Below are 23497 nucleotides of genomic sequence, written 5' to 3' on the forward strand. Positions count from 1 at the left end.
TGCGACAGATGTCTGTTCCTGGTGTTTGAATCGCGAAAGGGCTGGTCCAAAAATGCCGCTAACAAAGTGTCCGCAAAATGGGGCCAAGTCCGGGTCTCCGGGTTTGCCGGGTGTTGAATTTTCCCTTGTCCAACCACTGGCGATAAATCACCTATGATAATCAGAGGGGAAACCATCGGCGCTGCGAATTCAAGTTTTAAGTGCAAAGGAAAATAATTCCTTGGCGCAGGTTTGGAAGCGGCAGAATTGATCGCCCCGTCGGCCTGTGGAGTATGGCTTGACATCCCCTTTGTCTGTGTATAAAAGTGTATGAAATGTCAACATATATTGCGAAGGTTTATCCCATGACCAACCTGGATCCCCTGTTTTATCCCGAAACCATCGCGGTCATCGGCGCCTCCCCCGACGTTGTGCGCGACCGGGCCGGTTTCTTCGGCAGTCTGCGGGAATGCTTCAAGGGCCGTCTCTATCCGGTAAACCCGCGCCATGCCGAAATTCACGGGCTCACGTGCTACGCCCGGGCGAGCGACATCCCCGAGCGCATCGATTATGCGCTGATCATGCTTCCCCGGGAGAGGGTGGCCGCGGCGCTGGAGGACTGCGCCGCGGCGAAGGTCAAATTCGTGCTGGTTTTTACGTCCGGGTTTTCCGAGGTCGGCGACCGCGAGCTGGAACAGAAGCTGGTGTACATAGCCCGCTCGGGCGGGACCAGAATGGTCGGTCCCAACTGTATCGGCGCCCACTGTCCGGAGAAGGGGCTGGTGTATTATCCCCCCATGATGAGTGAGGACCCCGGCGATGTGGGATTCTTCTCACAGTCCGGGGGCCATGCGTTGAACTTTCTCATCCGGGGGCTTTCTCTGGGCGTCCGGTTCAACAAGGTCATCAGCGTGGGGAACCAGGCCGACCTGTGCATAGAGGATTTTTTAGAGTACTTCGGGGAGGATGAGCGGGTTAAATACATCTGCGGCTATGTTGAGGACATAAAGGACGGCGAGCGATTCAAGAAGCTCGCCCGCTCCATAACCCTTGAAAAGAAAAAACCCATGGTCATCTGGAAAGGTGGCCGTTCCGAGGAGGGCGCCCGGGCCACCCGGAGCCACACCGGCGCCATGGCTATACCGGTCAAGATATGGGACTCGGTGATGAGCCAACTGGGAATCATCAACGCCGAGTCCCAGGATGAGATGTCCGACATCATAATGGCCCTGAGGATGGGTTTCCACCCCAGGGGGCTCAATACATGTATCCTGGTGGCGGGAGGGGGCAGTTCCGTGGAACTCACCGACGCGGTGAGCCTCAACGGCCTGTCGGTGCCTGAGCTGAGCGAGAGAGTGCAGGACGCGGTGGGCGAGGGCATCTCCCGGGTGAACACGTCCACCCGCAATCCAATCGACCTGGGCATGTTCGGCTTCGCTCCGTCCATATTCGTGGAATCGGCCATCAGGGCCGCGGAGGACCCGAACATCGACATCATCCTGGCGTGCCAGTATCCAGAGATCGTGCGCTTCATGGTTAAGGAGCTGTGGGACGCCAGCGCCAACCTCATCGTGGAAGGGCTTTCGAAAATTGAAAAACCGGTGGTGATGGTGATACCCCGGGTGGTCCATCACCAGCCGGAGGTCGAGGGAATACGTGCCGATTTCACCCGCAAGCTTGAAGCGAAGGGGATACCGGTTTTTTCATCGGCCGAACGGGCGGCCCGAACCGCCCGGAAAATCGTCCGCTACATGAATTACCTGGCGACTCATTCCGGTTAAGGGTGGGTACGAGCCTGTCATACCCTGCGGGAGGGTCGATGACATCATCTTCGATCAATTTATGAAAGATTCTTCCGGGAAAACCATACCCTCCGCGGCGACGGTGATTATGCTCAGGGACGCAGCCGCCGGCCTCGAGGTGTTTCTGATGCGCAGGCACCTGAACCAGTCATTCATGGGTGGAGCCCACGTGTTTCCTGGTGGACGGGTGGACCCCGGGGATGGCGATCCGGCCTTGGAGCGCGCCCTGTATGGGCCGGGCGGTGTTCCGCCGGGAAACAGTTTCCAGGAGTCGTTTTGGGAGGAGGGAAACCCGCAGACGATCCTTCTCGCGGCCATACGGGAAACCTTCGAGGAGGCCGGCGTTCTCTTCGGGCGTGACGGGATGGGAGAGGTATTTGTCCCCGGGGACCGGGTGCTGAAAGAAAAGCTCGAAACCCTGAGGGCAGAACTAAATAACGGGGTCGTCACCCTTGGCGGAATCGCCGCTCTGCTGGATATTCGTTTCGATCCCGGCATGCTGGTGCCCTATGCACGCTGGATCACCCCTGAAATTGAGAAAAAGCGGTTCGACACGCGTTTCTTCCTTGCCGCGCTTCCGGAGGGGCTGGAGCCCGCTCACGACAACAGGGAGCTCACAGAATCACGCTGGATCGCCCCCGGAGAAGCGCTGAAAAAGCACGGACGCGGAGAGATGCTTCTCATGCCCCCCACCCTGAAAACCATCGAGGAGATCGGCAATTTCTCCCATGTTTCGGCGTTGCTGGATTGCGCGCGAAAGCGGACGATTTATCCCATTCTTCCCCAGGCATTCATGCGGGATGACTGCTTCGGTGTGCTGCTCCCGCATGACCCGGAATACGCAATAACGGGCCATGGACAGCCCGCACGGCCCGCGGAAACCTCAAGAATAGTTATGCGAAATGGGATATGGACGACTGTCCCGGCGCCATGACGTTCCCTTCGAAACAACCGGTACGGCAGCCCGCGTCGTTTCCACGAACTTCAGGGGAGCGGAAAGTTGTTGACATAATATAATGAGTGAAATTCACTAACCTTGCGGGGCTCGCGGTTGCGCCGCGTGATTAATGCGCCATGGAAATGGCGGGAAACAAGTTCATGGGCGTAAGCCGAGAAGCGCATACGGGGAGGAAAACATGGAAAGCCTAGTGACCTTCAAGGTTGAAAAAGGGACGGCCTTTATGGCCCTTAACCGGCCGGAGAAGAGAAACGCACTCAACGGTGACGTCCTGAAGGAACTGGACGGACGTCTTCGCGAGGCCGAGGGCAACGATGAGGCGAGGTCTGTGGTGCTTCATGGAGAGGGCCCCTGCTTTTCCGCCGGAGTGGACTTCAATTTTATCGCCGGGATGGGAGGAGTGAGCTCGTCGACAGCCCGTAAATTCAGGGTAATCCTTTCGGACCTGCAATCGGTGTTGAACCTCATGGAGCGCATGGAGAAACCGGTAATCTGCGCCATTCACGGGGTTTGCGTCGGCCTTGGAATGGAGCTCTGCCTCGCCGCTGATTTTCGCATAATGACGAAGGACTGCCGCCTCGGCATGCCCGAGGTCGATTTCGGCCTTATCCCCGACGTGGGTGGCATTACACGTCTGGTTCGGCTTGTAGGGATGGCCCGCGCGAAGGAGATTATCATGACGGCGATGGAAGTCCCCGCCGAACATGCATTGGCCATGGGGCTTATTAACCGCATCGCCGGGGAGGGCGGGCACCTGGACGAGGCGAGGGCTATGGCGGCTTTGTTCAATCGAAAAGCGCCCCTGGCCCTGGGAATGGTCAAGAAGGTGATAGACCGGGGAGGGCATCTGGATAAATATTCTTTTCAGGAGTTGGAGGCCTTCGCGCAATCTCTTCTGCTTGCTACCGGCGACGTTGCCGAGGGTTTTGCGGCCAAAATGGAAAAGCGGGAGCCCCGCTTCTTGGGCCGATAAAACCGGCGAAATGATTTGACAAAAAGAATAAGTAAGCTTACCTAACATGCTTTTTAGCCGTAATACCTGATTGCGGTGGCATTAATTATTGTTGCGGGTCGATAAACATGAAAAATGAAAACACACAGCCCCCTGGAAAAATTAAAATCGCGGAGGCAATGCGGGCGCTCTTAAGCAAGAAATCCTTCAATGAGATCACCACCGCGGAGATAGCGCGGCTTGCCGGCGTTACCGAAGCGCTGATCTACAAGTACTACAAGGACAAGCGGGACCTGCTCCATCAGATACTGACAGAATACATGAAGCGATACCTGTTGGAAGGGCAGAAAGAAATGCTGGGCATCAGCGGGGCTTTGAAGAAACTTGAAAAATCCATCTGGACCCATATCAATGTATACGCCACCAACCGGGTGTTCGCCCGGATACTGCTTCTGGAGGTGCGCAGTTTTCCCGATTACTACCGCAGCAGATCTTATAAACTGGTAAAGGAATACAGCGATATTCTGCTCGAAATTATCGAAGAAGGGATGAAGAACGGCGAGATAAGAAAGGATGTTTCCCCCTCTTTCCTGCGTCAGGTAATTCTTGGCAGCATAGAACACGTATGTCTCACCGATGTGGTCTTCGACCGGGAGATCAATCCCGATCAGAGGACGGAAGATCTTTGCCGTTTTATTTTCCAGGGCATAAGCGGCCGTAAAAGAAAGTAGCACACATATCACTTCGCCGAGAATGAAAAAAACTTGACACCGCCAGGTTAGTGAGTATCATTTATATTAGCTGCTTGCGGTGCGTTCGTTTGACGGCTGCCGCCGACCTGCCATGATCACCTGCCCGAATCTCCGAGCGTATGTCTGTTTTACTGGGAACGGTTGTTCTCCCCCGCGGATACACACAGGGGGGAGGCTTCGGTTCCGAATAGATACAGGAACAGGGTTCCCGATACCGGGAGGTTTCGCATGGAACAAAAATTATGGCATAAATGTTATGCCCCGGGTGTGAAAAAGAGCCTTGATTATGAGAAAGTCACGATCCCCGAGGCGCTGGAGCGGACGGCGAAAAACTTTCCAGGCACCGTTGCTCTCGATTATATGGGAATGAAAATCAGCTATCGGCAACTCAACGGCATGGTAAACCGGTTCGCCCGGGCCCTTGTGGATATTGGGGTGAAAGCGGGCGACAAGGTGTCGCTCATCCTGCCGAACATTCCCCAGACCATCATCGCGAACCTGGCGGTATTCCGCATAGGGGCGGTCGCGGTGCAGAATAATCCTCTATACACCGAAAGGGAGCTCGAGTATCAGTTGAAAGACTCCGAATCGGTAATTGCCATCACCCTGACCCTGCTGGTGCCGCGGGTGCAGAAAATCATGCCTTCCACGGGGGTTCGTAAAATAATCGCCTGCCACATCCATTCGTTCCTTCCGTTTCCCAAAAAGCAGCTTTTTCCCTTCGTGCGAAAGGAAATGTATAAAAAGATCGAGCCGTCCGAGACAGTCATGATCTTCAAGGACCTCATGGAAAAATATCCGGACGGTCCGGTGGATAATGAAGCCAGGTGGGACGATCTGGGGGCCCTTATATACACCGGCGGAACCACCGGGGTGGGCAAGGGTGTGATGCTTTCGCATAAAAACATCAGCTGCAACGTGCAGCAGTTTGGCGCGTGGTTCCCGGATCTTAAACCGCCGGAAGAGCGCCTGGTGGGGACCTTCCCCATATTTCACTCAGCGGGTTTTACCGCAATACAGAATTTTATTATCTGGATGGGCCTTACTCATCTCATGATCCCGCGTCCCACCCCGGCGGGTATCATCGATATAATTAAAAAGAACAAACCAACCTTCATACCCGGCGCTCCAACCATCTTCGTGGGCCTCCTGGCGGAGCCCGAGTTCAGGAAACTGAGGTTGGATTTCGTAAAGGGGTTTTTCTCCGGTTCGGCCCCGTTGGCCCCCGAGACAATCCGCGACATGCAGCAGCTGGCCGGCGCCACGATCTGCGAGGTGTATGGTCTCACCGAAACAGCCCCCATCGCCTGCGTGACACCCTGGGGCGGGACCATCAAGCCGGGAACCGTGGGCGTTCCGGTGGCCGACACCGACATCAAAATCGTCGACCTCGAAACGGGGGAAAATGAGCTGCCAACCGGCGAATCGGGCGAGATCATCATCAAAGGGCCCCAGGTGATGATGGGGTATTACAAGAAACCCGAGCAGACGGCACAGGTACTCAAGGATGGGTGGTTCTATACGGGGGACATCGGGCATTTCGATGAAGACGGATATCTCCTGGTAACCGACCGTATCAAAGACATGATCATATCCGGAGGATACAACGTCTATCCGGTAGAGGTGGACAACATCCTCATGGATCATCCCAAAATACTTGAAGCCTGTTCAATCGGCATTCCCGATACCTACCGCGGCGAATCAGTCAAGTCCTATGTGGTGCTCAAACCGGGGGAGGAAATCGATGTCGCACAGATAATCACCTTTTGCCGGGAAAAACTGGCCGCCTACAAGGTGCCCAGGGATATCGAGTTCATCAATGAACTGCCCAAAACAGCCGTAGGGAAGATCCTGAGGCGCGAGGTGCGCGAGCTGGACAGGAGGAGACGGGAGGGAGCGGCGTAACGCATCGAACAGGGAGGATACGGACATCCTCCAGGTTTTTCTCGGGTCGGTTGCGTAATCAAATGGGAGAAACGTGAGGGACTCTTCCTCGCTTGAAAAATATCAACGACAATACAGGGAGGTTTTTGATGAAGGATTCAAAACAAAAGAGAATCTGGCACGGTTCTTATGCCCCGGGGACACCCGTCTCGATTGATTTCGAGAAAATAACCGTTTCCCAGGCCCTTGCTCGGAGCGCGGAACGGTTTCCGGACAGGGCGGCCATCAACTACATGGGGAAGAAGATAAGCTATCGACAGCTAAACGGAATGGTTAACCGCTTTGCCCGGTTGCTGATCGATCTTGGGGTAAAAGAAAAGGACAAGGTGGCCGTAATTATGCCGAACCTGCCGCAGACTATGGTCGCAAACATGGCAATAATGCGCATAGGGGCGGTGGCGGTACAGAATAATCCCCTCTACACCGAGCGGGAGCTTTCATACCAGATCAACGACTCGGACGCCGTCCTTGCCGTGACCCTTACACTGCTCGTGCCGCGTCTGTTGAAAATCATGCCGGAAACCAAGATTAAAAAGGTGATGGGGTGTCATATCCACAGCTATCTACCCTTTCCCAAGAAACAGCTTTTCCCATTGGTTAAAAAGGCCATGTACCGTAAACTTGAAACGAATGAGACCGTATTGCTTTTTGAGGAGTTGATCGGCAAGTATTCAGATGCCCCGTTGGAAGACAAGAGTTCCTGGAATGAAATGGGGGCCATCATCTATACTGGGGGAACCACCGGCGTGTCAAAGGGCGTAATGCTAAGCCATAAGAACCTGAGCTGCAATGTCCAACAGCTGGACGCGTGCCTTCCGGGAACGGAGGCGGAAAGCGTAGTAGGGACTTTCCCCATATTCCATTCGGCGGGTTTTACGGTCATACAGGATTATCTTACCTGGAAGGGATTTACGCACTGCATGATACCACGGCCGGATCCCCAGGGGATTGTGGATATAATTAAACGGGACAGACCGACCTATGTAACCGGCGCGCCTACCATATTCGTCGGACTTCTGAACCATCCGGAATTCAGAAAGATGAATATGAAGTTCGTCAGGGGTTTTATTTCCGGCGCCGCTCCCCTGGCGGCGGAAACCATCAGGGATATCAAAGAACTCACCGGCGCGACCATGGGAGAGGCATATGGTCTTACCGAAACCACCGTGCTCTCGGCAATGACCCCCTGGGGAGGGACCATCAAACCGGGCACAGTGGGGGTGCCCTGCCCCGACACGGATATCAGGATCGTGGACATCGACAAGGGGACCAAAGAACTGAAAACCGGCCAGGCCGGTGAAATATGCATCAAGGGGCCCCAGGTGATGATGGGATATTACAAGAAACCGGAGGAGACGAAACAGGTTTTGAAAGATGGATGGTTTTATACCGGTGACATCGGCTTCTTCGACGATGATGGTTATCTTACCATATCGGACCGGAAAAAAGATATGATCGTGGCCAGCGCCTATAATATTTATCCGGTGGAAGTTGATGGTATACTGATGGACCATCCCAAAATCCTTGAGGCATGCACCATCGGTGTGCCCGATCCGTACCGGGGGGAAACCGTGAAGGCCTATATAGTCGTAAAGCCGGGACAGAGCCTTACCGCTGAAGAGGTGACGAAGTTTTGCAAAGAGAAGCTTGCCGCATATAAGATTCCCAAACTCATAGAGTTCATCGATGCATTGCCAAAGAGCCCGGTGGGTAAAATACTACGACGCGAGATACGGGAGATGGATAAAAAAAAGAGGGAGGGGGCGGCATAGACGACTTGAGCGCGTGGAGAGCATGACATCTGGAGAATGAAAGAAGGCGAGGATCCGTCTCCTCGCCTTCGATGTTGGAGTTAAAATCATAAATCCATGTACCGTGATATAATCAACTTCATGATCTCCGATGTACCCGCGAAGATGGTCTGCACCCGGGCATCGCGAAATATGCGGGCGATGGGGTATTCCTCCATATAGCCGTACCCTCCGTGTAGCTGCACCCCCTGCTGGGCTATGCGGTTCGCCATTTCGGCGACCCAGTACTTTGCCATTGAGACTTTTTTTACGATGTCCGTCCCCTCGATGTGGTCCAGGGTGAGGGCCTCCATAAAGGTGCGCCCCAGTTCCACCTCGGTGGCCATCTCGGCCAGTTTGAAGGATATATGCTGCAAGCGCGAAATCTGACGCCCGAATGCCTTTCGCTCGCGGCAGAACTTGATGGTTTCTTCGAGCGCCCGTTCGGCCGTCACCTGCGATGCCCAGGCCGAGATCAGCCTCTCCTGTTGAAGCTTCTGCATGAGATAGCGGAAGCCCGCTCCCTCTTCACCCAGCAGGTTGGAGACGGGAACCCGGCAGTCGTCGAAGAACATCTCGGCAGTGTCCTGGCTCTTCATCCCGATCTTGTCGAGCTTCTTGCCTTTTTTAAAGCCTAAAGCGCCATCTTCGACCACCAGGAGGCTCACGCCGGTGTAAGGGGGGTCGGCCTTGGGGTCGGTGCGGGCCGCGACGATAACCAGATCGCAGTTGATGCCATTGGAGATGAATGTTTTTGCGCCGTTGATGACAAAGCTGTCTCCGTCCCGAAGCGCGGTGGTTCTCAGAGCGGCGAGATCTGAGCCCGCTTCCGGCTCGGTCATGGCGATGGCGCTGATGCATTCACCGGAGGCGCATGCCGGCAGCCATTTCTTCTTCTGATCTTCGCTGCCGAAGGAAAAGATGTAAGGTACGATGATGTCGCTGTGGAGCAGCGTTACCAGGCCCGCCTGGTTGGTCTTTCCCATCTCTTCCACGATGATGACCGAGTATTCAAAGCCCGCGCCCGACCCGCCATATTCCTCCGGCAGCCAGGGGCACAGAAAGCCCTGGGCGCCGAAGTCCTTCCATGCTTGTCTGGGAACAATTCCATTTGTCTCCCATTCATCGGCGAAGGGAGTGACATTTTTATCCAGGTACTTTCTCAGGGACTCCCGAAATATGGCGTGCTCTTCGGTGTAAATTTTTTCAAGTAATGACATGGCAATGGAACCTCCGTTTGGTTGAAATGTTGATGAGCAACTTTCAAGTGAGCTATATTTTCATGGCTTCGTCGAAACCTTCCCTGATGGCGTCGGTGATTTTGCGGGGGCTTCTTGCGTCTCCCAGGGTGATGATTTTTATCCCGCTTTTTCCCAGATCGGCCGCCAGGGAGTTTTCCGAACGGACCCCTGTCGCCAGCACCACGGTGGATGCCGGTATGGTATTTTGGCCATGGCGCGTTTCCACGATGACCTCGTGGTCTTTTATTTCAAGAAGCCTTGTTTCCGTGCATAGGGAGACCCCCATAAGTCGAAGGCTTTTAAGCAGGGACCACCGGGCGGTTTTCCCGACATTGGCGGCGATCTTTTCGGCCATTTCGATTATGGTGATTGTGCGTCCGCTTGAATGAAAAAGCTTCATAGTCTGGCCGGGGGTCTCGGCATGGTGATACATCAGGAAGGCGAGAGCATCGGGCGGCGGGGTGCCCAGGGCCGCGATATAATGCGCCGTTTCACAGCCGGTGGCGCTGCCTCCTACGATTACAACGCTTGATCCTATGGAAGGTACCTTCTCCGTAAGAATGTCCCAGGCGCTCGCCACGTGGGCTTTGTCGATGCCCTTAACCTGTATCCGTGACGGCACCGCGCCGGTGGCAACGACAAGGATGTCCGGGTTGATTTGTTTTACCCTTCCGGCGGTGAGCGGTCTGCCCGTTTTCACCTCAACCCCGGCTTTCCTCATGAGATTTGAAAGGGTCTCCGTTATTTTACCCATCTCCGCTTTCCGCGGAGGTGTCATGGCCAGGTTTATCTGGCCGCCCAGCGTCTTCTGTTTTTCATAGAGTATGACCCTGTGTCCGCGTTGGGCGGCGATCAGGGCGAACTCCATGCCGGCGGGTCCTCCTCCGGCCACCAGGATTTTTTTGGGCCTGCGGGTTTTTTTTAATTTGGTTTCGTGCTCGCGGCCCACCCGGGGGTTCAGTACGCAGCATACCGAGGTTCCCAGAAAAATGGAGTCGAAGCACCCCTGGTTGCAGGCCATGCAGAAAACGGCTTCGTCCAGGCGGCCCTCCCTGGCCTTGTTGGGGAGATCGGGATCGGCTATCAGGGGACGACCCCAGCAGACCAGATCGCAGGAGCCCGAACGGAGCGCCCGCTCGGCGACGCAGGGGTCTCCCAGGCGGTTGGACGCGAAGACGGGAATGGATACTTTCTCCTTGATTCCCCGGGCCAGATAAAGATAGGTGCCGGGCGGGACGTCGGTGGTGAGCTGAGGGATATTGGTCTCATGCCATCCGCCGGTCACGTTTATGGCGTCGACGCCCGCTTTTTCGGCCTCGGCGCAGAAAAGGGCCGACTCCGTGCCGGTGTGACCGCCCTCGAGGAAGTCATTACCGGCGACGCGGATTCCGACGAAGCTTTCTTTTCCGGCGGCTTCACGTACCGCGCGGATCACCTCGAGTCCGAAACGCATTCGGTTTTCGAGTGTGCCCCCATATTCATCGGTGCGGTGATTGGTCAGGGGCGAGAGGAACTGGCTTATAAGGTAGCCGGTACAACCAAGAATTTCAATATAGTCGAACCCCGCGTCCCGGGCCCTTGTGGCGCCCCGGGCAAACGATTCCTTGACTTCTTCAATATCGTCCCGGTTCATTTCACGGGGCATCTCGTTCGAGATCGTACTTTTAACCGGCGAGGGGCCGATCGGCTGAAGCCCGGTAAATATGGAGAAGGCGTTTCTGCCCATGTGAAAGAGCTGGGTGCCGAGCTTTACATCGGTCGTGCGATGCATTTCATCATTGAATTTTTTCAGCGGTTCTATGTGCTTGTCTAAAAAGAGCCCGGGCATGAAGGGCGCGCTTCCAACCATGTCGATGGCCACGGGTCCAATAATCATAAGGCCCACTCCGCCATGAGCCCGCTCGCGATAAAACGCCCGGTAACGTTCGTTGAACTCGTAGCGGTCGGTATAGGCCAGTCCCATGGCGGGCATGACGATGCGATTTTTAATGCGTACGCCGTTGATGGTGACTGGCTCGAATAATCGCGTAAATTCCATGGGGCGCCGCTTATCTTCGTTTCCACTGCGGGGCCCGTTTCTCGAGCATCGCGGTGACGCCTTCCTTGAAATCCTCGCTTCGCCCGCAAATGCTCTGGTAGAAGCCCTCCATGTCAAGCTGGGTGGCCTGGTCAACCCCCAGTCCCCTGCGTATGACTTTTTTAATGGCGCCGACCGCGATTGGCGCCCCCGCGGCGATTTCATCGGCCAGCTTCTCGGCCTCCTCGAAGAGCCGCTCTTCCGGGTACAGGTAGCTTACCAGACCCCATTGGAGCGCCTGCTGCGCGCTGTAGAGCTTGCCGGTCATGTTTATTTCCATGGCACGTGCCGGCCCCACGAGGCGCGAAAGCCTGGTGTTGCCCCCCAGGTCGGGGATCAGGCCAAATTTCACCTCCTGGAGCCCCCAGAGGCATTCATCACTCATCAGGCGTATATCACAGGCCAGGGCAAGTTCCACGGCCATGCCCTGTACACGGTTGTGAATGGCGCAGATAATCGGAATCTCAACGGACTCAAGCAGGTTCATGCAGCGCTGGCCCTTCGAAACAAGGTCGCGTATGCCGGACCCGCCGGCCGCCGCCTCTCCCGCGAAAAGTGGCAGGAGCCCCGCAAGAGATCCCAGGTCCACGCCTGAAGAAAACATTTTCCCGGCTCCCTTCAGCAGAATGACCCTCGCATCGGGGTCACCCGCGACCCCTTCAACCATGTCGGAGATTTCCCGAAGCATCTCAAAAGACAGGGCGTTGCGCTTTTCAGGACGGTTTATGGTGATGTGATAAACGTGGCCTTTCTTTTCACCGATATAGTTTTCCGCCATGGTGTTCCTCCTCAGCTTATAATTGTTGAACGAGCCCGGTCCAGGCGCAGACGCGCCACGTCGGCCATCCGGTCCAGCGGTTCCCTGCAGGTGGGGACATCGTCGATGAGTGGATGCCCGCCCTCCTCGAAACCAGCGGCGTAAATGCCATCGTATCGCACTTTCTCGGCGTGGAGGGCGTGACGCACCGAGCCCGCTTTCTGAAAAAGCCTGACGCCCGCTTTTCTCAGGATCTCGATGGCTTTCATTCCCGCCGCCCTGTCCAGCGATGAACCGGACACCTCGATGCCGGCTATTTTTTCCTCTGCGCATACCTTAATGTACATGTCGTGATGATCCGCGGTGACGCGTACCGACGGGTGCAGTGTGAGGTTTACCATGAAGGGCCTGTCCGTGAGCTTTCCGGTTTCCCTTATGGCGTTTCGAAAATCTTCTTCTGATGGATAATTCCCGGCGGTAAGGTTCCCCATGCCCCCTGCGCCGGAAATCGCGGCGCTCAGCGGCGGGGTGCAGGGCCACATCATGCCCCACACGAGCAGGGGGTGGGGGATTCCCAGCATTTCGGTTATCCTGGTTTTGAACATCCGCAGGTTTCCGGGATATACCCGGCCTCCCTTCATTCGTGATTCAGGCGCACAGTCGTTAGTGATGCTCACTTACACATTCAGAGAATATGGGCCGGTATTTTTTTGTCAATTAAATTGTATTACAATATTACATGTTTTTGAAAAATGGGTTGATTTCTGTTGCGTGCCATGAAAAATATATGTCTTATCGTATTACAAAATAATTATTGACAAACCATGTCTTGGCATTCACTCTTGCGTAAGTGAGTATCACTAATTTTATCAGCACGCAGTATTCGGCGCAACCGGGCTTTGCTTCGCGTTGCGGGAAATGAGCCGGGTATCCCTGGGGGAAAGAATCGGCCCATGTGTCGTGAATAAAAATTATACTGTAATTACCGGGAGAGCCTGATGAACAACACCATCGTCGACGAACGGGACCAGGCGTTCGTGCTCTATGAAATGCTTAATTTCGAGGAGCTCTGTTCCACTGAAAAATTCAAGGATTATTCCAGGGACATGTTCGACATGACCCTTGAGACCGCGGTCAGGCTGTCGGTAGAGGAGCTCTATCCCGCCAACGCGGAGGGGGACCGGGAAGGCTGCAGGCTGGAAAATGGATCGGTCAAGGTGCCGAAATGCTTCCATCGCATTAAAAAACTGTTCGCCGAGGGGGGCTGGGGCGTAATGTCGATGCCTCCAGAGCATGGAGGGCAGGGGCTCCCCTATGCCATTAGCGTTGCCGCGACCGAGCCCATGATCCACAATTTCAGTTTTCTCGCATATATGTTTCTGACTTCCGGCGCCGGCCACATGATTCAGAATTATGGCACCGACGCTCAGAGGAAAAAATACATGGAAAAGATGTATTCGGGAGAGTGGGGAGGCACCATGGCGCTTACCGAACCCGAGGCAGGCTCGGACGTCGGAAACCTCAAGACCAGGGCCATCAAACAGAACGACGGCACTTACCGGTTGGTCGGGTCCAAGATATTCATAACCGGCGCCGATTCGGACCTCTATGATAACATCATTCATCCCGTACTGGCGCGCATCGAAGGAGACCCTGCCGGGACCAAGGGCATATCGATCTTTCTCGTCCCCAAATATCTTGTGAATGATGACGGTTCGCCGGGATCGCGAAACGATTACACGATCAGCGGCATCGAGCACAAGATGGGAATAAAGGGGAGCGCGACCTGCTCGATCAACTTCGGGGACAACGGTAACTGCTATGCCGAGCTGCTTGGAAACGAACGGCAGGGAATGAAGATCATGTTTCAACTCATGAACGAGGCGCGCATCGGCGTGGGGCTTCAGGGTCTTGGTGGCGCCTCCGTCGCCTACCTGCACGCGCTCAATTACGCCCGGGAACGAAAGCAGGGCGCGAGCCTGATGAACCTGCAGAACCCGGACGCTCCACGGGTGTCCATTATCGAACATCCCGACGTCCGCCGTATGCTTCTGTGGATGAAGTCTCACGTAGAGGGGATGCGGGCGCTGGTGTATTACTGCGCGAGTTGCGTCGACCGCGCCGAGGCGCTGGCGGACCGGGGGCTGGCCGAAAAACTACACGGCGTCATGGAATTGCTGACGCCCATATGCAAATCCTTCTGTTCGGATATGGGTTTTCGGGTCGCCGAGACCGCCATTCAGGTGTATGGTGGTTACGGGTTTTGCCAGGATTACCCCGTCGAGCAGTTTATGAGGGACTTGAAAATAGCCTCAATCTACGAAGGGACCAACGGTATCCAGGCCCTGGACCTTGTGGGCCGCAAGCTGGGGCAGAAGAAAGGGGAGAATTTCATCAACCTTCTCGGGGAAATGAACAAAACCATTGAGGAATATGGAAGTGAGAAGTCCATAGCCGACATGAAGTCCGAGGTCCAGGCCGCGGTCAACCTTCTGGGAGAGCTGGGCATGTTCTTTGCCCAGTGCGGAAAGGAGGGGAAGTTCATGACGCCGGTAATCAACGCACATCCTTTTCTTACCATGATGGGTCATGTCTGCCTGGGATGGCTGCTTTTCTGGCAGGCTGGAATCGCGTCGCGGAAGCTTTCGATGATGGCGCAGGAAAACAAAATCGCCGATGCCGGCATGGCCGATTTTATCAGGAACAACAGGGACGCGGCTTTTTACCAGGGAAAGGTCCATGGCGCCCGGTATTTTATCAAAAACTGTCTGCCCCAGATCGACGCGCTGGCCATGGCAATTAAAAGCGGAGATCTTACGGTAATGGAGATTCCGGAGCAAAGCTTCGCCTCGATATAAAAAATTATCAATATGGAGGTCCTTATGCCGTTGAATGAGAAGGTTGTCGGCAAGAAGTATCAGTCGAAGGGCGGAATAGATATCACCGCCCACGAGAGCATCTATTATGCGCTTGCGTATAACGAGGACAACGACGCCTACTTCGACAATCGGCGTCCGGGCGGTATTATCGCGCCGCCCATGTACGCGGTCAATTACGCCCTCGCCCCGGTGGTTGACCTGCTTTTCGATCAGGAAACTGGCATGAATGTCATGATGATGGTTCATTATTCCCAGGAGTTCGAATGGCTGCTTCCCGTGAAACCAAAGGACAAGGTGAAAAGCGAGCTGACCATCTCAGGGATCGAGACGCGGGAAAAGGGGGGAATACTTGCCTGGCAGTCGGTCTGCGCCAACCAGAACGGCGAGGTGGTGGTGAAGGCCACCGGCGAGTTCTTTGATCGCAGCGCCGGGTCGGGACAGCCGGACGTCAAAAAGGATGAAAAGATCATTCCCGGAGATATACTCTGGGGCCAGGAAATGAAGGTGCGAAACGGACAGACTTATATCTATGCCGAGCCGTCCGGTGACCATAACGTGATTCATATCGATGACGATTTCGCCAAGAAGGTGGGATTGCCCGGAATCATCCTGCAGGGGCTGTGCACGATGGCGTTCGCCCATAAAAGCTTCGCGGACAACTGCGCCGGCCCCGACAGGGATCCGATGAAGATCCGAAAAATGAAGGTCGGATTCTCGCGACCGGTGCTGCCGGGGCAGACCCTGACATTCCAGGGATTCAAGATCGGCCCGGCCGAGGGCGGTGTGAAGTTTGGTCTTACTGTAAAAAACAACGAGGGTCATGATGTGCTCAGGAACGCGTGGTCGCTGATTGTGTAAGTATGTGCATGGCCGATGCGTTCGATCGTGGAAAAATAATTAATTATTCAAGGAGGTTCCAATGGCTGAGATTAGATATGACGGAAAGGTCGCAATTGTAACCGGGGCCGGCGCCGGTCTGGGAAGGGTCTATGCCCTGGACCTGGCAAAGCGAGGGGCGAAGGTGGTGGTTAACGACCTGGGCGGCGGAAGGGACGGTTCGGGTGCGAGCTCAAATGCAGCGGATGCAGTGGTGGATGAGATTAAAAAGGCTGGCGGCCAGGCCGTCGCCAACTATGATTCGGTTGCGACGGCGAAGGGGGGCGAGAATATCACCAAAACCGCTCTCGACGCCTTCGGGACGGTGGACCTGCTCGTCAACAACGCGGGGATCCTCAGGGACAAGAGCCTTGTGAAAATGAGCGAAGACGAGTGGGACATTATTCACAACGTGCACCTCCGGGGCGCCTTCTGTGTCACCAAGCCCGCGTTCGCCGTCATGAAAGAGAAGGGGTACGGCCGTATCGTGTTTACCACCTCCGGCGCGGGACTCTATGGCAATTTCGGTCAGGCCAACTATGCCGCCGCCAAGACGGGCCTCCTGGGGTTTATGAACGTGATCAGCATCGAGGGGGCAAAGAATAACATCAGGGCCAATACCATCGCGCCGATCGCGGCTTCCCGGTTAACCGAGGACGTAATGCCGCCGGAGTTTTTCCAGAAGCTCAAACCCGAGTTCATTATGCCGCTGGTGCTGTTTCTCCTGTCGGAAGATATGAATGATACGGGGATGATTTTCAACTGCGGCGCAGGATGGTTCAGTCGTTCCGCCATCGTTTGCGCCCCGGGGATAGCCATCGGAGACGGTAGCCGGGACATCAAGGTCGAAGAAATCAAGGCGAACTGGGACAAGATCACGAGCCTGAAAGACGCGAAATATATAAGCAATCTTGCCGAGACTTTCGCGTATTTCACTCCCCTGCTTCAGGGGAAGTAGTAATAATGAATGGTTGAGCAAATAAGGAGAGGAGGATTGGCCAATGGCTGGTATCGTTTCATACGGCGGATACATCCCCCTGCTGAGACTGGATCGGGGAACGGTGTTTTTCGCCAATGCGTGGATGAACCCGGCGCTGTTTGCGGTGGCGCAGGGCGAGCGTTCGATGGCGAACTGGGACGAGGATAGCGTCACCATGGCGGTTGAGGCTTCGCGTGACTGTCTGAGGGGGTTTGATAAGGGAAAGGTCGACGCTCTGTATCTGGCCTCGCTCAGTTTTCCCTTTCAGGACCGGCAAAACGCCGGTATCGTCTCGACGGCGCTGAATCTTAAGGACGCGGTCGAAACCGCGGATTTCGCCGCCTCCATGAGGGCCGGCGGTTCGGCGCTCCTGGCGGGGCTGAACGCGGTGAAGTCGGGCGAGTATGAGACCGCGCTGGTGGTGGCCGCGGACAAGCGGCGCACAAAGTCGGCGTTTTTCCATGAGATGTGGTTTGGCGACGGGGCGGCCTCGGTACTTTTAGGGAACAAGAATGTGATAGCCGAGATCAAGGGTTCGTATACCGTGTCCTACGACTTCGTGGACCACTTCAAGGGAATCGACAAGCAATACGATTATTTCTGGGAAGAGCGCTGGGCCCGTGACGAGGGGTATAATAAAATCGCCGTGCAGGCGATTGACGGCCTCTTGAAGAAGACAAAGACGGCCGGGGCCGATATCGCCCGCTTTGTGATGCCCTGTGTATTTTCAAGGGAACCGGTAAGCGTTGCGAAAAAATTCGGCATAGAGAAGGACAAGGTCGCCGACAACATGCACAAGGTGTGCGGTGAAACCGGGACCGCCCATTCCCTGGTGATGCTGGTCGCGGCGCTCCAGGACGCCAAGCCGGGCGACAAGATTCTTCTGGTGGCCTTCGGGCAGGGAGCATCGGCGGTTCTATTGGAGGTAACCCCGGAAATAACGAAACTCAAGCCCCGAAAGGGGGTCAAGGGGTGCCTGGCCGAAAGAAAGGAAGAGAAGAATTATCTCAAATATCTTACCTTCAACAACCTGGTTGTCCAGGAGAACGGCATGAGGGCTGAAGGTGACTGGAAAACGGCCCTCTCGGCGCTGTACCGTAAGCGTAAAATGCTGCTCGGACTTGTCGGCGGCAAGTGCACGAAATGCAATACACCGCAGTTTCCCAAGTCGGATTTCTGCGTGAACCCTGAATGCGGGGCTCTGCATTCCCAGGAAGATTTTGAGTACGCCGACCTGGGTGGAAAGATTAAAACCTGGTCGTCAGACCTGCTTACTTATTGCGTGGACCCGCCGGCCCACTACGGCATGATCGAGTTTGACGAGGGCGGGCAGTTTATGTGCGATTTTACCGACCACGTGACCGGTAACGTGGATGTGGGTATGCCGGTGAAGATGGTGTTCCGCATCAAGAACATCGATACGGCCCGCGGTTTCACCCGGTATTTCTGGAAAGCGAAACCGATCTACGCCAAGGGACAGGAGGGGTGATATGGCCAGTGGAATCAGAGACAAGGTGGTCGTACTTGGTATGGGCTGCACCAGGTTCGGCGAGCGCTGGGACATGGGCGCCGAAGAGCTTATGGTGGAGGCCTTCGAGGAGTGCGTCAAGGACGCCGGGATCGAAAAGAAGGACATTGAGATGGCGTGGCTGGGCGTGTGCATAGAGGAGATAAACACGGGCAAATCGGCCCTGGCCCTGCCCATGGCGCTGAAACTGCCCTTTATCCCGGTGACCAGGGTGGAAAACTTCTGCGCCACCGGAAGCGAGGCCTTCCGGGGCGCGGTATACGCGGTGGCGTCGGGCGCCTGTGATATCGCCCTGGCACAGGGCGTGGAAAAGCTCAAGGATACGGGATATGGAGGACTTCCGGTTTTCGACTCGAGAGCGGGATCTCTTTTATCCCAGTGGGCCCCCAACATGACCGCCCCGGGTGCCTTCGCCCAGCTGGCCAGCGCCTACCGCAACAAATTCAACATCAAACGGGAGGATCTGAAACTGGCCCTGGCGCATGTTTCGGCAAAAAGCCATGCGAACGGAGCCAAGAATCCCAAGGCCCATCTTCGAAATCCCGTAACGGTGGAGCAGATTTTAGCGTCTCCCATCGTGGCGGACCCCCTGGGCCTATTCGACTGTTGCGGTGTAAGCGACGGGTCGGCCTGCGCCATCGTCACTACGCCCGAAATAGCCAGGAAGCTCGGCAAGAAGGACCTGGTATCGGTAAAGGCACTGCAGCTTTCGGTAAGCAACGGCCTTGAGGGTGGTCACAAGTCCTGGGACGGTTCGTATTTTATGACCACCCGGACCGCGGCGAAAAAGGCCTACGAAGAAGCCGGCATTAAGAATCCTCGCAAGGAAATCAGCATGTGCGAAGTGCACGACTGCTTTTCAATAACAGAGCTGGTGACCATGGAAGACCTGTTCATCTCCCCCGATGGAGGAGCGATCAAGGATTACATGGACGGTTTCTACAATGCCGATGGAGGGGTGCCCTGCCAGATCGACGGGGGCCTCAAGTGCTTCGGACATCCCATAGGCGCGTCGGGACTTCGTATGATTTATGAAATGTACCTTCAGCTGCTGGGCAGGGCCGGTGACAGACAGCTTAAAGACCCAAAAATCGGCCTTACGCACAACCTGGGGGGCATGCCTTACATGAACGTATGCAGCATCTCGATTGTGGGGAAGTATAACTAAGCGGTCATCTATGCTGTAAGAATGCCAGGGTGGGCGGACATGTAAGTGTTCGCCCACCCTTTTTTATGCTGTCACGGGTCGCGTTTGGGAATTCATCATGAATCCGCACAGGCAAGCCGGAATTTTTTGGCAAATCCCCTTGTGTGCTCTCTTTTTACGGCGAAAAGCGACAGAGGTTTTTAAACGGGAAGCCGCGCCCCGACTGTCTCCCGGAGCATTTGGTGATGGGAGTGGTAGCGTAATACAATGGTCCTGGTAAATCAGACCAGGGGATTTTTCATGCCCTCGGGAATTTTGCGCACCTGCCAGATGCCGTGTACCAGGGCAACGGTTTCATCGCCGGCGTCCTTGATTTCCAAATCAAGGGTGAAATCGGCCTTGCCATTCCGGTCTGTGCGTTCCTGGAGCTCGCCAACCCGGTCCGAGGTCATTTCCACCACAAGGGTGACGTCGCTCAATGCCGGTTTTCTGTAGCGAATGGTGACCTCCTTGACGATGGGGATGTATTTCAGGTAATCGAAGGTGACGCCGAAAATCGCTCCCCCGGAAACCTCCCCAATAGTGAACAGCGATCCCGCGTACATCATGCCTATGTGATTCACATTTCCTTCCAGCGGCATCAGGAGCTTGACATAGTTGTCACGACACTCCAACAGGGTGAGTCCGGTCCTTTTGATGGCCTCGATACCGTTTTTTGTGTAATCGGCGATTTTTTTGTACTTTTCGTCTATCATGGGTGGTCCCTCTTGGGCATATATTTCCTCTCGCGGCTGTTCCACTTAAACGAGAGGGTAAATCTACGGTGTAATCTCATACGGCACTTATCCTGTTGGCGCGTCAAAACGACAAGCAACGGTATCGAATGCGATTAAAATCATAGGGTCGGAATATAGCATGCTGAGATAGCCGCCGCAACTCAATTCCCTGTCATATTTTAGAAAAGCTGAATTCAAGGATGAAGTGCAACAATGCTGTTTTATTGCTTTACAACATAACAGTGTTATGTTGTATGGAGCTATCTTTCCAAAAGGAGGCAGTCCATGGCGGATTACGATGTGGTCGTAATAGGGGCTGGAAACGGCGGGCTTACCGCCGCCGCGCACCTGGCGCGGAAGGGTGTGAACGTGTTGCTGCTGGAGCGCCATAATATACCCGGGGGCTGCGCCACCAGTTTCTGCCGGGGACGTTTCGAATTCGAGGTGGCCCTCCATCAATTGAGCGGCATGGGAAGTCCTGAATATCCCGGGCCCCTCAGGGGCTTGCTGGACCGGCTGGGGGTGATGGACAAGCTCGAATTCGTCCCCATGACCGACCTGTACCGCATCACGGTACGTGACGAGCTGGACCTGGTGCTTCGGCCGGAATGGAACGAAACCATCGGCTTATTGCAGAAGCAGTTTCCCAAGGAAAAGGATAATATACAGAATTTCTTTGATTTTGTGAAGGCCTACTTTGTCGAAGTTATCAGTGCTTTTTATATGAACGATCCAGAGACCAGCCGCGAGAAATACCCCAGGTTTTTCAAGTACGCCCTGCGCAGCACCCAGGAGGTGCTGGACGGTTATTTCAGCGATCCCATCCTGAAATACGTTCTTTCGGCCTATTGGGGATACATGGGCCTTCCGCCCCGGCATCTGGCCTTTAACGACATGGCGGCGCTTATTTTCAGTTACATGGAGTTCAAGCCCTATCATCTCAAGGGCGGCTCCCAGGCCATGTCCAACGCCATAGCGGACGTCATTCTCTCATCGGGCGGCGCTATTCGCTACAATTGCGGCGCGAAAAAAATCATTGTTCAACAGGGCGCGGTAAAAGGCGTGGTGACCGAATCCGGCGACGAGATCAGGACGAACTTTGTCATATCGAACGCGTCTAAAATATCCACCTACATGGAGTTGCTTGATCCTGAGCATGTGCCCGAAGGCGTACTGCCTGAGCTTCGCCAGAGCTCTATAAGCCAGTCGGGCTTCTGCGTTTACATGGGGTTGGACTGCACCCCCGAGGAGGCGGGTATCCCCGAGTCGACTCACTTCATCAGCCAGAGCACCGATATCGACCGGGGATATGAAAAGATGAAGGTGGTGAACATCGACGAGGAAGATTTTATGATGATGACCTGTTACGACCTCATAATTCCCGATTTTTCGCCGCCGGGGACCTGTCAGGCGACCCTGGTTACGCTCAAATATGGAGACGCCTGGCTGAGGGTTCCTCCCCAACAGTATGCGGAAACCAAGTTCAGGGAGGGGGAGGCCATGATCTCCCTGGCCGAGAAGTCATACCCTGGACTTCGCAATCACATTGAGGAGATGGAGATTTCGACGCCGCTGACCCACATGCGTTACCTTGGCCATCCGCGGGGGGCCATCTACGGCTTCGATCATTTCAATAAGGACTCCACCATGTTCGTGCCCCCGAAGTCCCATATCAGGGGACTCTACAGCGCGGGTGCATGGGTGGGATACCCCGGATTTCAGCCCACCCTGGAATCGGGTGTCGCCGCGGCAAGGGCGGTTATCAGAGAAATGAAAGCGTAAGGGGGACGACATGAAAGAAGAACTGGTAAAACAGCTGGATCGTTACGATGACGTAATCAAGGAAATGGAAATCGCCCGACGCTACGGCAGCGATCACAGTCTGGAGCGGGGCGAGGTGGCGAAATACATAAACACGCTTCACCCGGCGAGTATGACGCTAAGGGTAAACGACATCATCGATGAGACGCCTTCCACTAAAACCCTGAGGCTGACGGCGACCGAGGGCCGGCTCCCGCCGTTTATCGCCGGACAGTACATCAGCCTGTTCGTGGAGGCCGGGAAGGTGCGAACCTCCAGGGCTTACAGCATTTCGTCGCCACCGAATCAGACCGCCTATTATGATATTACGGTACGCAGGGTGGAAAACGGTCTGGTATCCGGTTTCCTGCTGGACCGCGTTAAGATCGGTGATCGACTGGAAAGCTCCGGACCGGCCGGCACCTTTTATTACAATCCCATCATACACGACAATACCGTGGTATACCTGGCCGGCGGAAGCGGCATCACCCCCTTCATGAGCATGATACGGGAGATCGCCCAGCGGGGAACGGACCGAATAGTATATCTCTTCTACGGCAACCGCGGCGATGACGATATCATCTTTCATGAAGAGCTCGCCGCCATCGGGAAGAAGGTGAAAAAATTTCATTATATTCCCGTAATTGAAAAACCGGCGGCCGGGTATGCCGGTAAATGCGGCTTCATCACCGCCGATCTCATGAAGGAGGTGCTGAAAAAAACCGGTGACAAGACGTATTTCATATGCGGACCGCAGGGCCTGTACGATTTCTGCCTTCCCGAGATGGTGAGCATGGGCATTCCCCGTCGCAAGATCCGCAGGGAGGTGTTCGGCGCGCCGGTCAACATCTATGAGTGCCCGGGCTGGCCCGAAAGCGTGAAGAAGGACGCGGTCTTTAACCTGAAGGTGAAGGGTGTCAAAACCGCCGCCATCAGGGCTTCGTCGCGCGAATCGATTCTTTCTGCCCTGGAAAAGAACGGCATCGTACTTCCCAGTCTCTGCCGCTCGGGGGAGTGCAGCATGTGCAGGTTGAAGCTGGTCGCCGGAAAAGTGTTTCAGCCGAAGGGGACACCGGTGCGCAAGTCGGATCGACAGTTCGGTTATATTCATTCCTGCGTATCCTATCCGCTGGAGGATTGCGAGATACTGATTTAACCTGCATCATCACGGAACCGAGTGGGGATTCTTCGGCAGGGGGTTGATCATTGGATGCCCCCACGGTGGGCAGGGGAGCGATAAAAGCTACGTATGCACAATTA

At 55.2% G+C, this 23497-nt stretch carries 18 protein-coding genes; 13 read left to right on the top strand and 5 right to left on the bottom strand.

Annotation, left to right across the window (positions count from 1 at the left end; genetic code table 11):
- Nucleotides 1-344 precede the first annotated feature (344 nt).
- From VLM75_07660 to VLM75_07685, 6 genes are all read left to right on the top strand, one after another.
- The gene (locus VLM75_07660; protein HSV96795.1) at nt 345-1760 is read left to right on the top strand and encodes a CoA-binding protein; all 1416 of its coding nucleotides are present in this window, start codon (nt 345-347) and stop codon (nt 1758-1760) included.
- Nucleotides 1761-1821: 61 nt separating this feature from the next.
- Nucleotides 1822-2715, top strand: a complete 894-nt coding sequence (locus VLM75_07665; GenBank protein ID HSV96796.1) for a hypothetical protein — start codon at nt 1822-1824, stop codon at nt 2713-2715.
- 202 nt (nt 2716-2917) lie between these two features.
- Complete coding sequence (locus VLM75_07670) at nt 2918-3712, top strand: enoyl-CoA hydratase/isomerase family protein (GenBank protein ID HSV96797.1); 795 nt, start codon at nt 2918-2920, stop codon at nt 3710-3712.
- A gap of 107 nt (nt 3713-3819) precedes the next feature.
- Nucleotides 3820-4422 (top strand): TetR/AcrR family transcriptional regulator, encoded by a 603-nt coding sequence (locus tag VLM75_07675; protein HSV96798.1) that lies wholly within the window; start codon nt 3820-3822, stop codon nt 4420-4422.
- A 249-nt stretch (nt 4423-4671) separates the two neighbouring features.
- The gene (locus VLM75_07680; protein HSV96799.1) at nt 4672-6348 is read left to right on the top strand and encodes a long-chain fatty acid--CoA ligase; all 1677 of its coding nucleotides are present in this window, start codon (nt 4672-4674) and stop codon (nt 6346-6348) included.
- A 128-nt stretch (nt 6349-6476) separates the two neighbouring features.
- Complete coding sequence (locus VLM75_07685; protein HSV96800.1) at nt 6477-8159, top strand: long-chain fatty acid--CoA ligase; 1683 nt, start codon at nt 6477-6479, stop codon at nt 8157-8159.
- An 86-nt stretch (nt 8160-8245) separates the two neighbouring features.
- Here the strand turns inward: VLM75_07685 and VLM75_07690 are convergent, their stop codons facing one another.
- The 4 genes from VLM75_07690 to VLM75_07705 are packed head-to-tail and all read right to left on the bottom strand — an operon-like array spanning nt 8246 to nt 12857.
- Nucleotides 8246-9397, bottom strand: a complete 1152-nt coding sequence (locus VLM75_07690) for an acyl-CoA dehydrogenase family protein (protein ID HSV96801.1) — start codon at nt 9395-9397, stop codon at nt 8246-8248.
- A 52-nt stretch (nt 9398-9449) separates the two neighbouring features.
- A complete protein-coding gene (locus VLM75_07695) occupies nt 9450-11456 on the bottom strand; it encodes an FAD-dependent oxidoreductase (GenBank protein HSV96802.1) in 2007 nt (668 codons plus the stop codon).
- Between the two features lie 10 nt (nt 11457-11466).
- Nucleotides 11467-12273: an enoyl-CoA hydratase-related protein gene (locus VLM75_07700; GenBank protein HSV96803.1), complete on the bottom strand. Its 807-nt coding sequence runs from the start codon at nt 12271-12273 to the stop codon at nt 11467-11469.
- Nucleotides 12274-12284: 11 nt separating this feature from the next.
- Nucleotides 12285-12857, bottom strand: coding sequence for a nitronate monooxygenase (locus VLM75_07705; GenBank protein ID HSV96804.1), 573 nt, complete (start codon nt 12855-12857; stop codon nt 12285-12287).
- A gap of 393 nt (nt 12858-13250) precedes the next feature.
- Here VLM75_07705 and VLM75_07710 point away from each other — a divergent pair, with 393 nt between their 5' ends.
- The 5 genes from VLM75_07710 to VLM75_07730 all read left to right on the top strand — a co-directional run bounded on the left by VLM75_07710 (nt 13251) and on the right by VLM75_07730 (nt 19682).
- On the top strand, nt 13251-15110 hold the full coding sequence (locus VLM75_07710) for an acyl-CoA dehydrogenase (GenBank protein HSV96805.1): 1860 nt from the start codon (nt 13251-13253) through the stop codon (nt 15108-15110).
- Between the two features lie 24 nt (nt 15111-15134).
- A complete protein-coding gene (locus VLM75_07715) occupies nt 15135-15989 on the top strand; it encodes a MaoC/PaaZ C-terminal domain-containing protein (protein HSV96806.1) in 855 nt (284 codons plus the stop codon).
- Nucleotides 15990-16050: 61 nt separating this feature from the next.
- Nucleotides 16051-16965, top strand: a complete 915-nt coding sequence (locus tag VLM75_07720; protein HSV96807.1) for an SDR family oxidoreductase — start codon at nt 16051-16053, stop codon at nt 16963-16965.
- A gap of 43 nt (nt 16966-17008) precedes the next feature.
- Nucleotides 17009-18475, top strand: coding sequence for a 3-oxoacyl-[acyl-carrier-protein] synthase III C-terminal domain-containing protein (locus tag VLM75_07725; GenBank protein ID HSV96808.1), 1467 nt, complete (start codon nt 17009-17011; stop codon nt 18473-18475).
- A gap of 1 nt (nt 18476) precedes the next feature.
- Nucleotides 18477-19682, top strand: coding sequence for an acetyl-CoA acetyltransferase (locus tag VLM75_07730; protein HSV96809.1), 1206 nt, complete (start codon nt 18477-18479; stop codon nt 19680-19682).
- A gap of 260 nt (nt 19683-19942) precedes the next feature.
- Here the strand turns inward: VLM75_07730 and VLM75_07735 are convergent, their stop codons facing one another.
- On the bottom strand, nt 19943-20416 hold the full coding sequence (locus VLM75_07735) for a YiiD C-terminal domain-containing protein (protein ID HSV96810.1): 474 nt from the start codon (nt 20414-20416) through the stop codon (nt 19943-19945).
- 306 nt (nt 20417-20722) lie between these two features.
- Here VLM75_07735 and VLM75_07740 point away from each other — a divergent pair, with 306 nt between their 5' ends.
- Both VLM75_07740 and VLM75_07745 read left to right on the top strand, forming a co-directional pair.
- Nucleotides 20723-22219 carry an NAD(P)/FAD-dependent oxidoreductase gene (locus tag VLM75_07740; protein ID HSV96811.1) on the top strand — a complete coding sequence of 499 codons (1497 nt, stop codon included), beginning with the start codon at nt 20723-20725 and terminating at the stop codon, nt 22217-22219.
- 10 nt (nt 22220-22229) lie between these two features.
- The gene (locus VLM75_07745; GenBank protein ID HSV96812.1) at nt 22230-23393 is read left to right on the top strand and encodes an FAD-binding oxidoreductase; all 1164 of its coding nucleotides are present in this window, start codon (nt 22230-22232) and stop codon (nt 23391-23393) included.
- Nucleotides 23394-23497 lie beyond the last annotated feature (104 nt).

Source organism: Spirochaetota bacterium (genome assembly GCA_035477215.1).
GTDB lineage: Bacteria > Spirochaetota > UBA4802 > UBA4802 > UBA5368 > MVZN01.

Bases quoted from the DNA above. Each gene is read 5' to 3' on its own strand.
- VLM75_07675 (HSV96798.1), top strand. From the start codon at position 3,820: ATGAAAAATGAAAACACACAGCCCCCTGGAAAAATTAAAATCGCGGAG.
- VLM75_07690 (HSV96801.1), bottom strand. From the start codon at position 9,397: ATGTCATTACTTGAAAAAATTTACACCGAAGAGCACGCCATATTTCGG.
- VLM75_07700 (HSV96803.1), bottom strand. From the start codon at position 12,273: ATGGCGGAAAACTATATCGGTGAAAAGAAAGGCCACGTTTATCACATC.
- VLM75_07685 (HSV96800.1), top strand. From the start codon at position 6,477: ATGAAGGATTCAAAACAAAAGAGAATCTGGCACGGTTCTTATGCCCCG.
- VLM75_07665 (HSV96796.1), top strand. From the start codon at position 1,822: ATGAAAGATTCTTCCGGGAAAACCATACCCTCCGCGGCGACGGTGATT.
- VLM75_07725 (HSV96808.1), top strand. From the start codon at position 17,009: ATGGCTGGTATCGTTTCATACGGCGGATACATCCCCCTGCTGAGACTG.
- VLM75_07730 (HSV96809.1), top strand. From the start codon at position 18,477: ATGGCCAGTGGAATCAGAGACAAGGTGGTCGTACTTGGTATGGGCTGC.
- VLM75_07735 (HSV96810.1), bottom strand. From the start codon at position 20,416: ATGATAGACGAAAAGTACAAAAAAATCGCCGATTACACAAAAAACGGT.
- VLM75_07715 (HSV96806.1), top strand. From the start codon at position 15,135: ATGCCGTTGAATGAGAAGGTTGTCGGCAAGAAGTATCAGTCGAAGGGC.
- VLM75_07660 (HSV96795.1), top strand. From the start codon at position 345: ATGACCAACCTGGATCCCCTGTTTTATCCCGAAACCATCGCGGTCATC.
- VLM75_07710 (HSV96805.1), top strand. From the start codon at position 13,251: ATGAACAACACCATCGTCGACGAACGGGACCAGGCGTTCGTGCTCTAT.
- VLM75_07720 (HSV96807.1), top strand. From the start codon at position 16,051: ATGGCTGAGATTAGATATGACGGAAAGGTCGCAATTGTAACCGGGGCC.
- VLM75_07705 (HSV96804.1), bottom strand. From the start codon at position 12,857: ATGTTCAAAACCAGGATAACCGAAATGCTGGGAATCCCCCACCCCCTG.
- VLM75_07745 (HSV96812.1), top strand. From the start codon at position 22,230: ATGAAAGAAGAACTGGTAAAACAGCTGGATCGTTACGATGACGTAATC.
- VLM75_07680 (HSV96799.1), top strand. From the start codon at position 4,672: ATGGAACAAAAATTATGGCATAAATGTTATGCCCCGGGTGTGAAAAAG.
- VLM75_07740 (HSV96811.1), top strand. From the start codon at position 20,723: ATGGCGGATTACGATGTGGTCGTAATAGGGGCTGGAAACGGCGGGCTT.
- VLM75_07695 (HSV96802.1), bottom strand. From the start codon at position 11,456: ATGGAATTTACGCGATTATTCGAGCCAGTCACCATCAACGGCGTACGC.
- VLM75_07670 (HSV96797.1), top strand. From the start codon at position 2,918: ATGGAAAGCCTAGTGACCTTCAAGGTTGAAAAAGGGACGGCCTTTATG.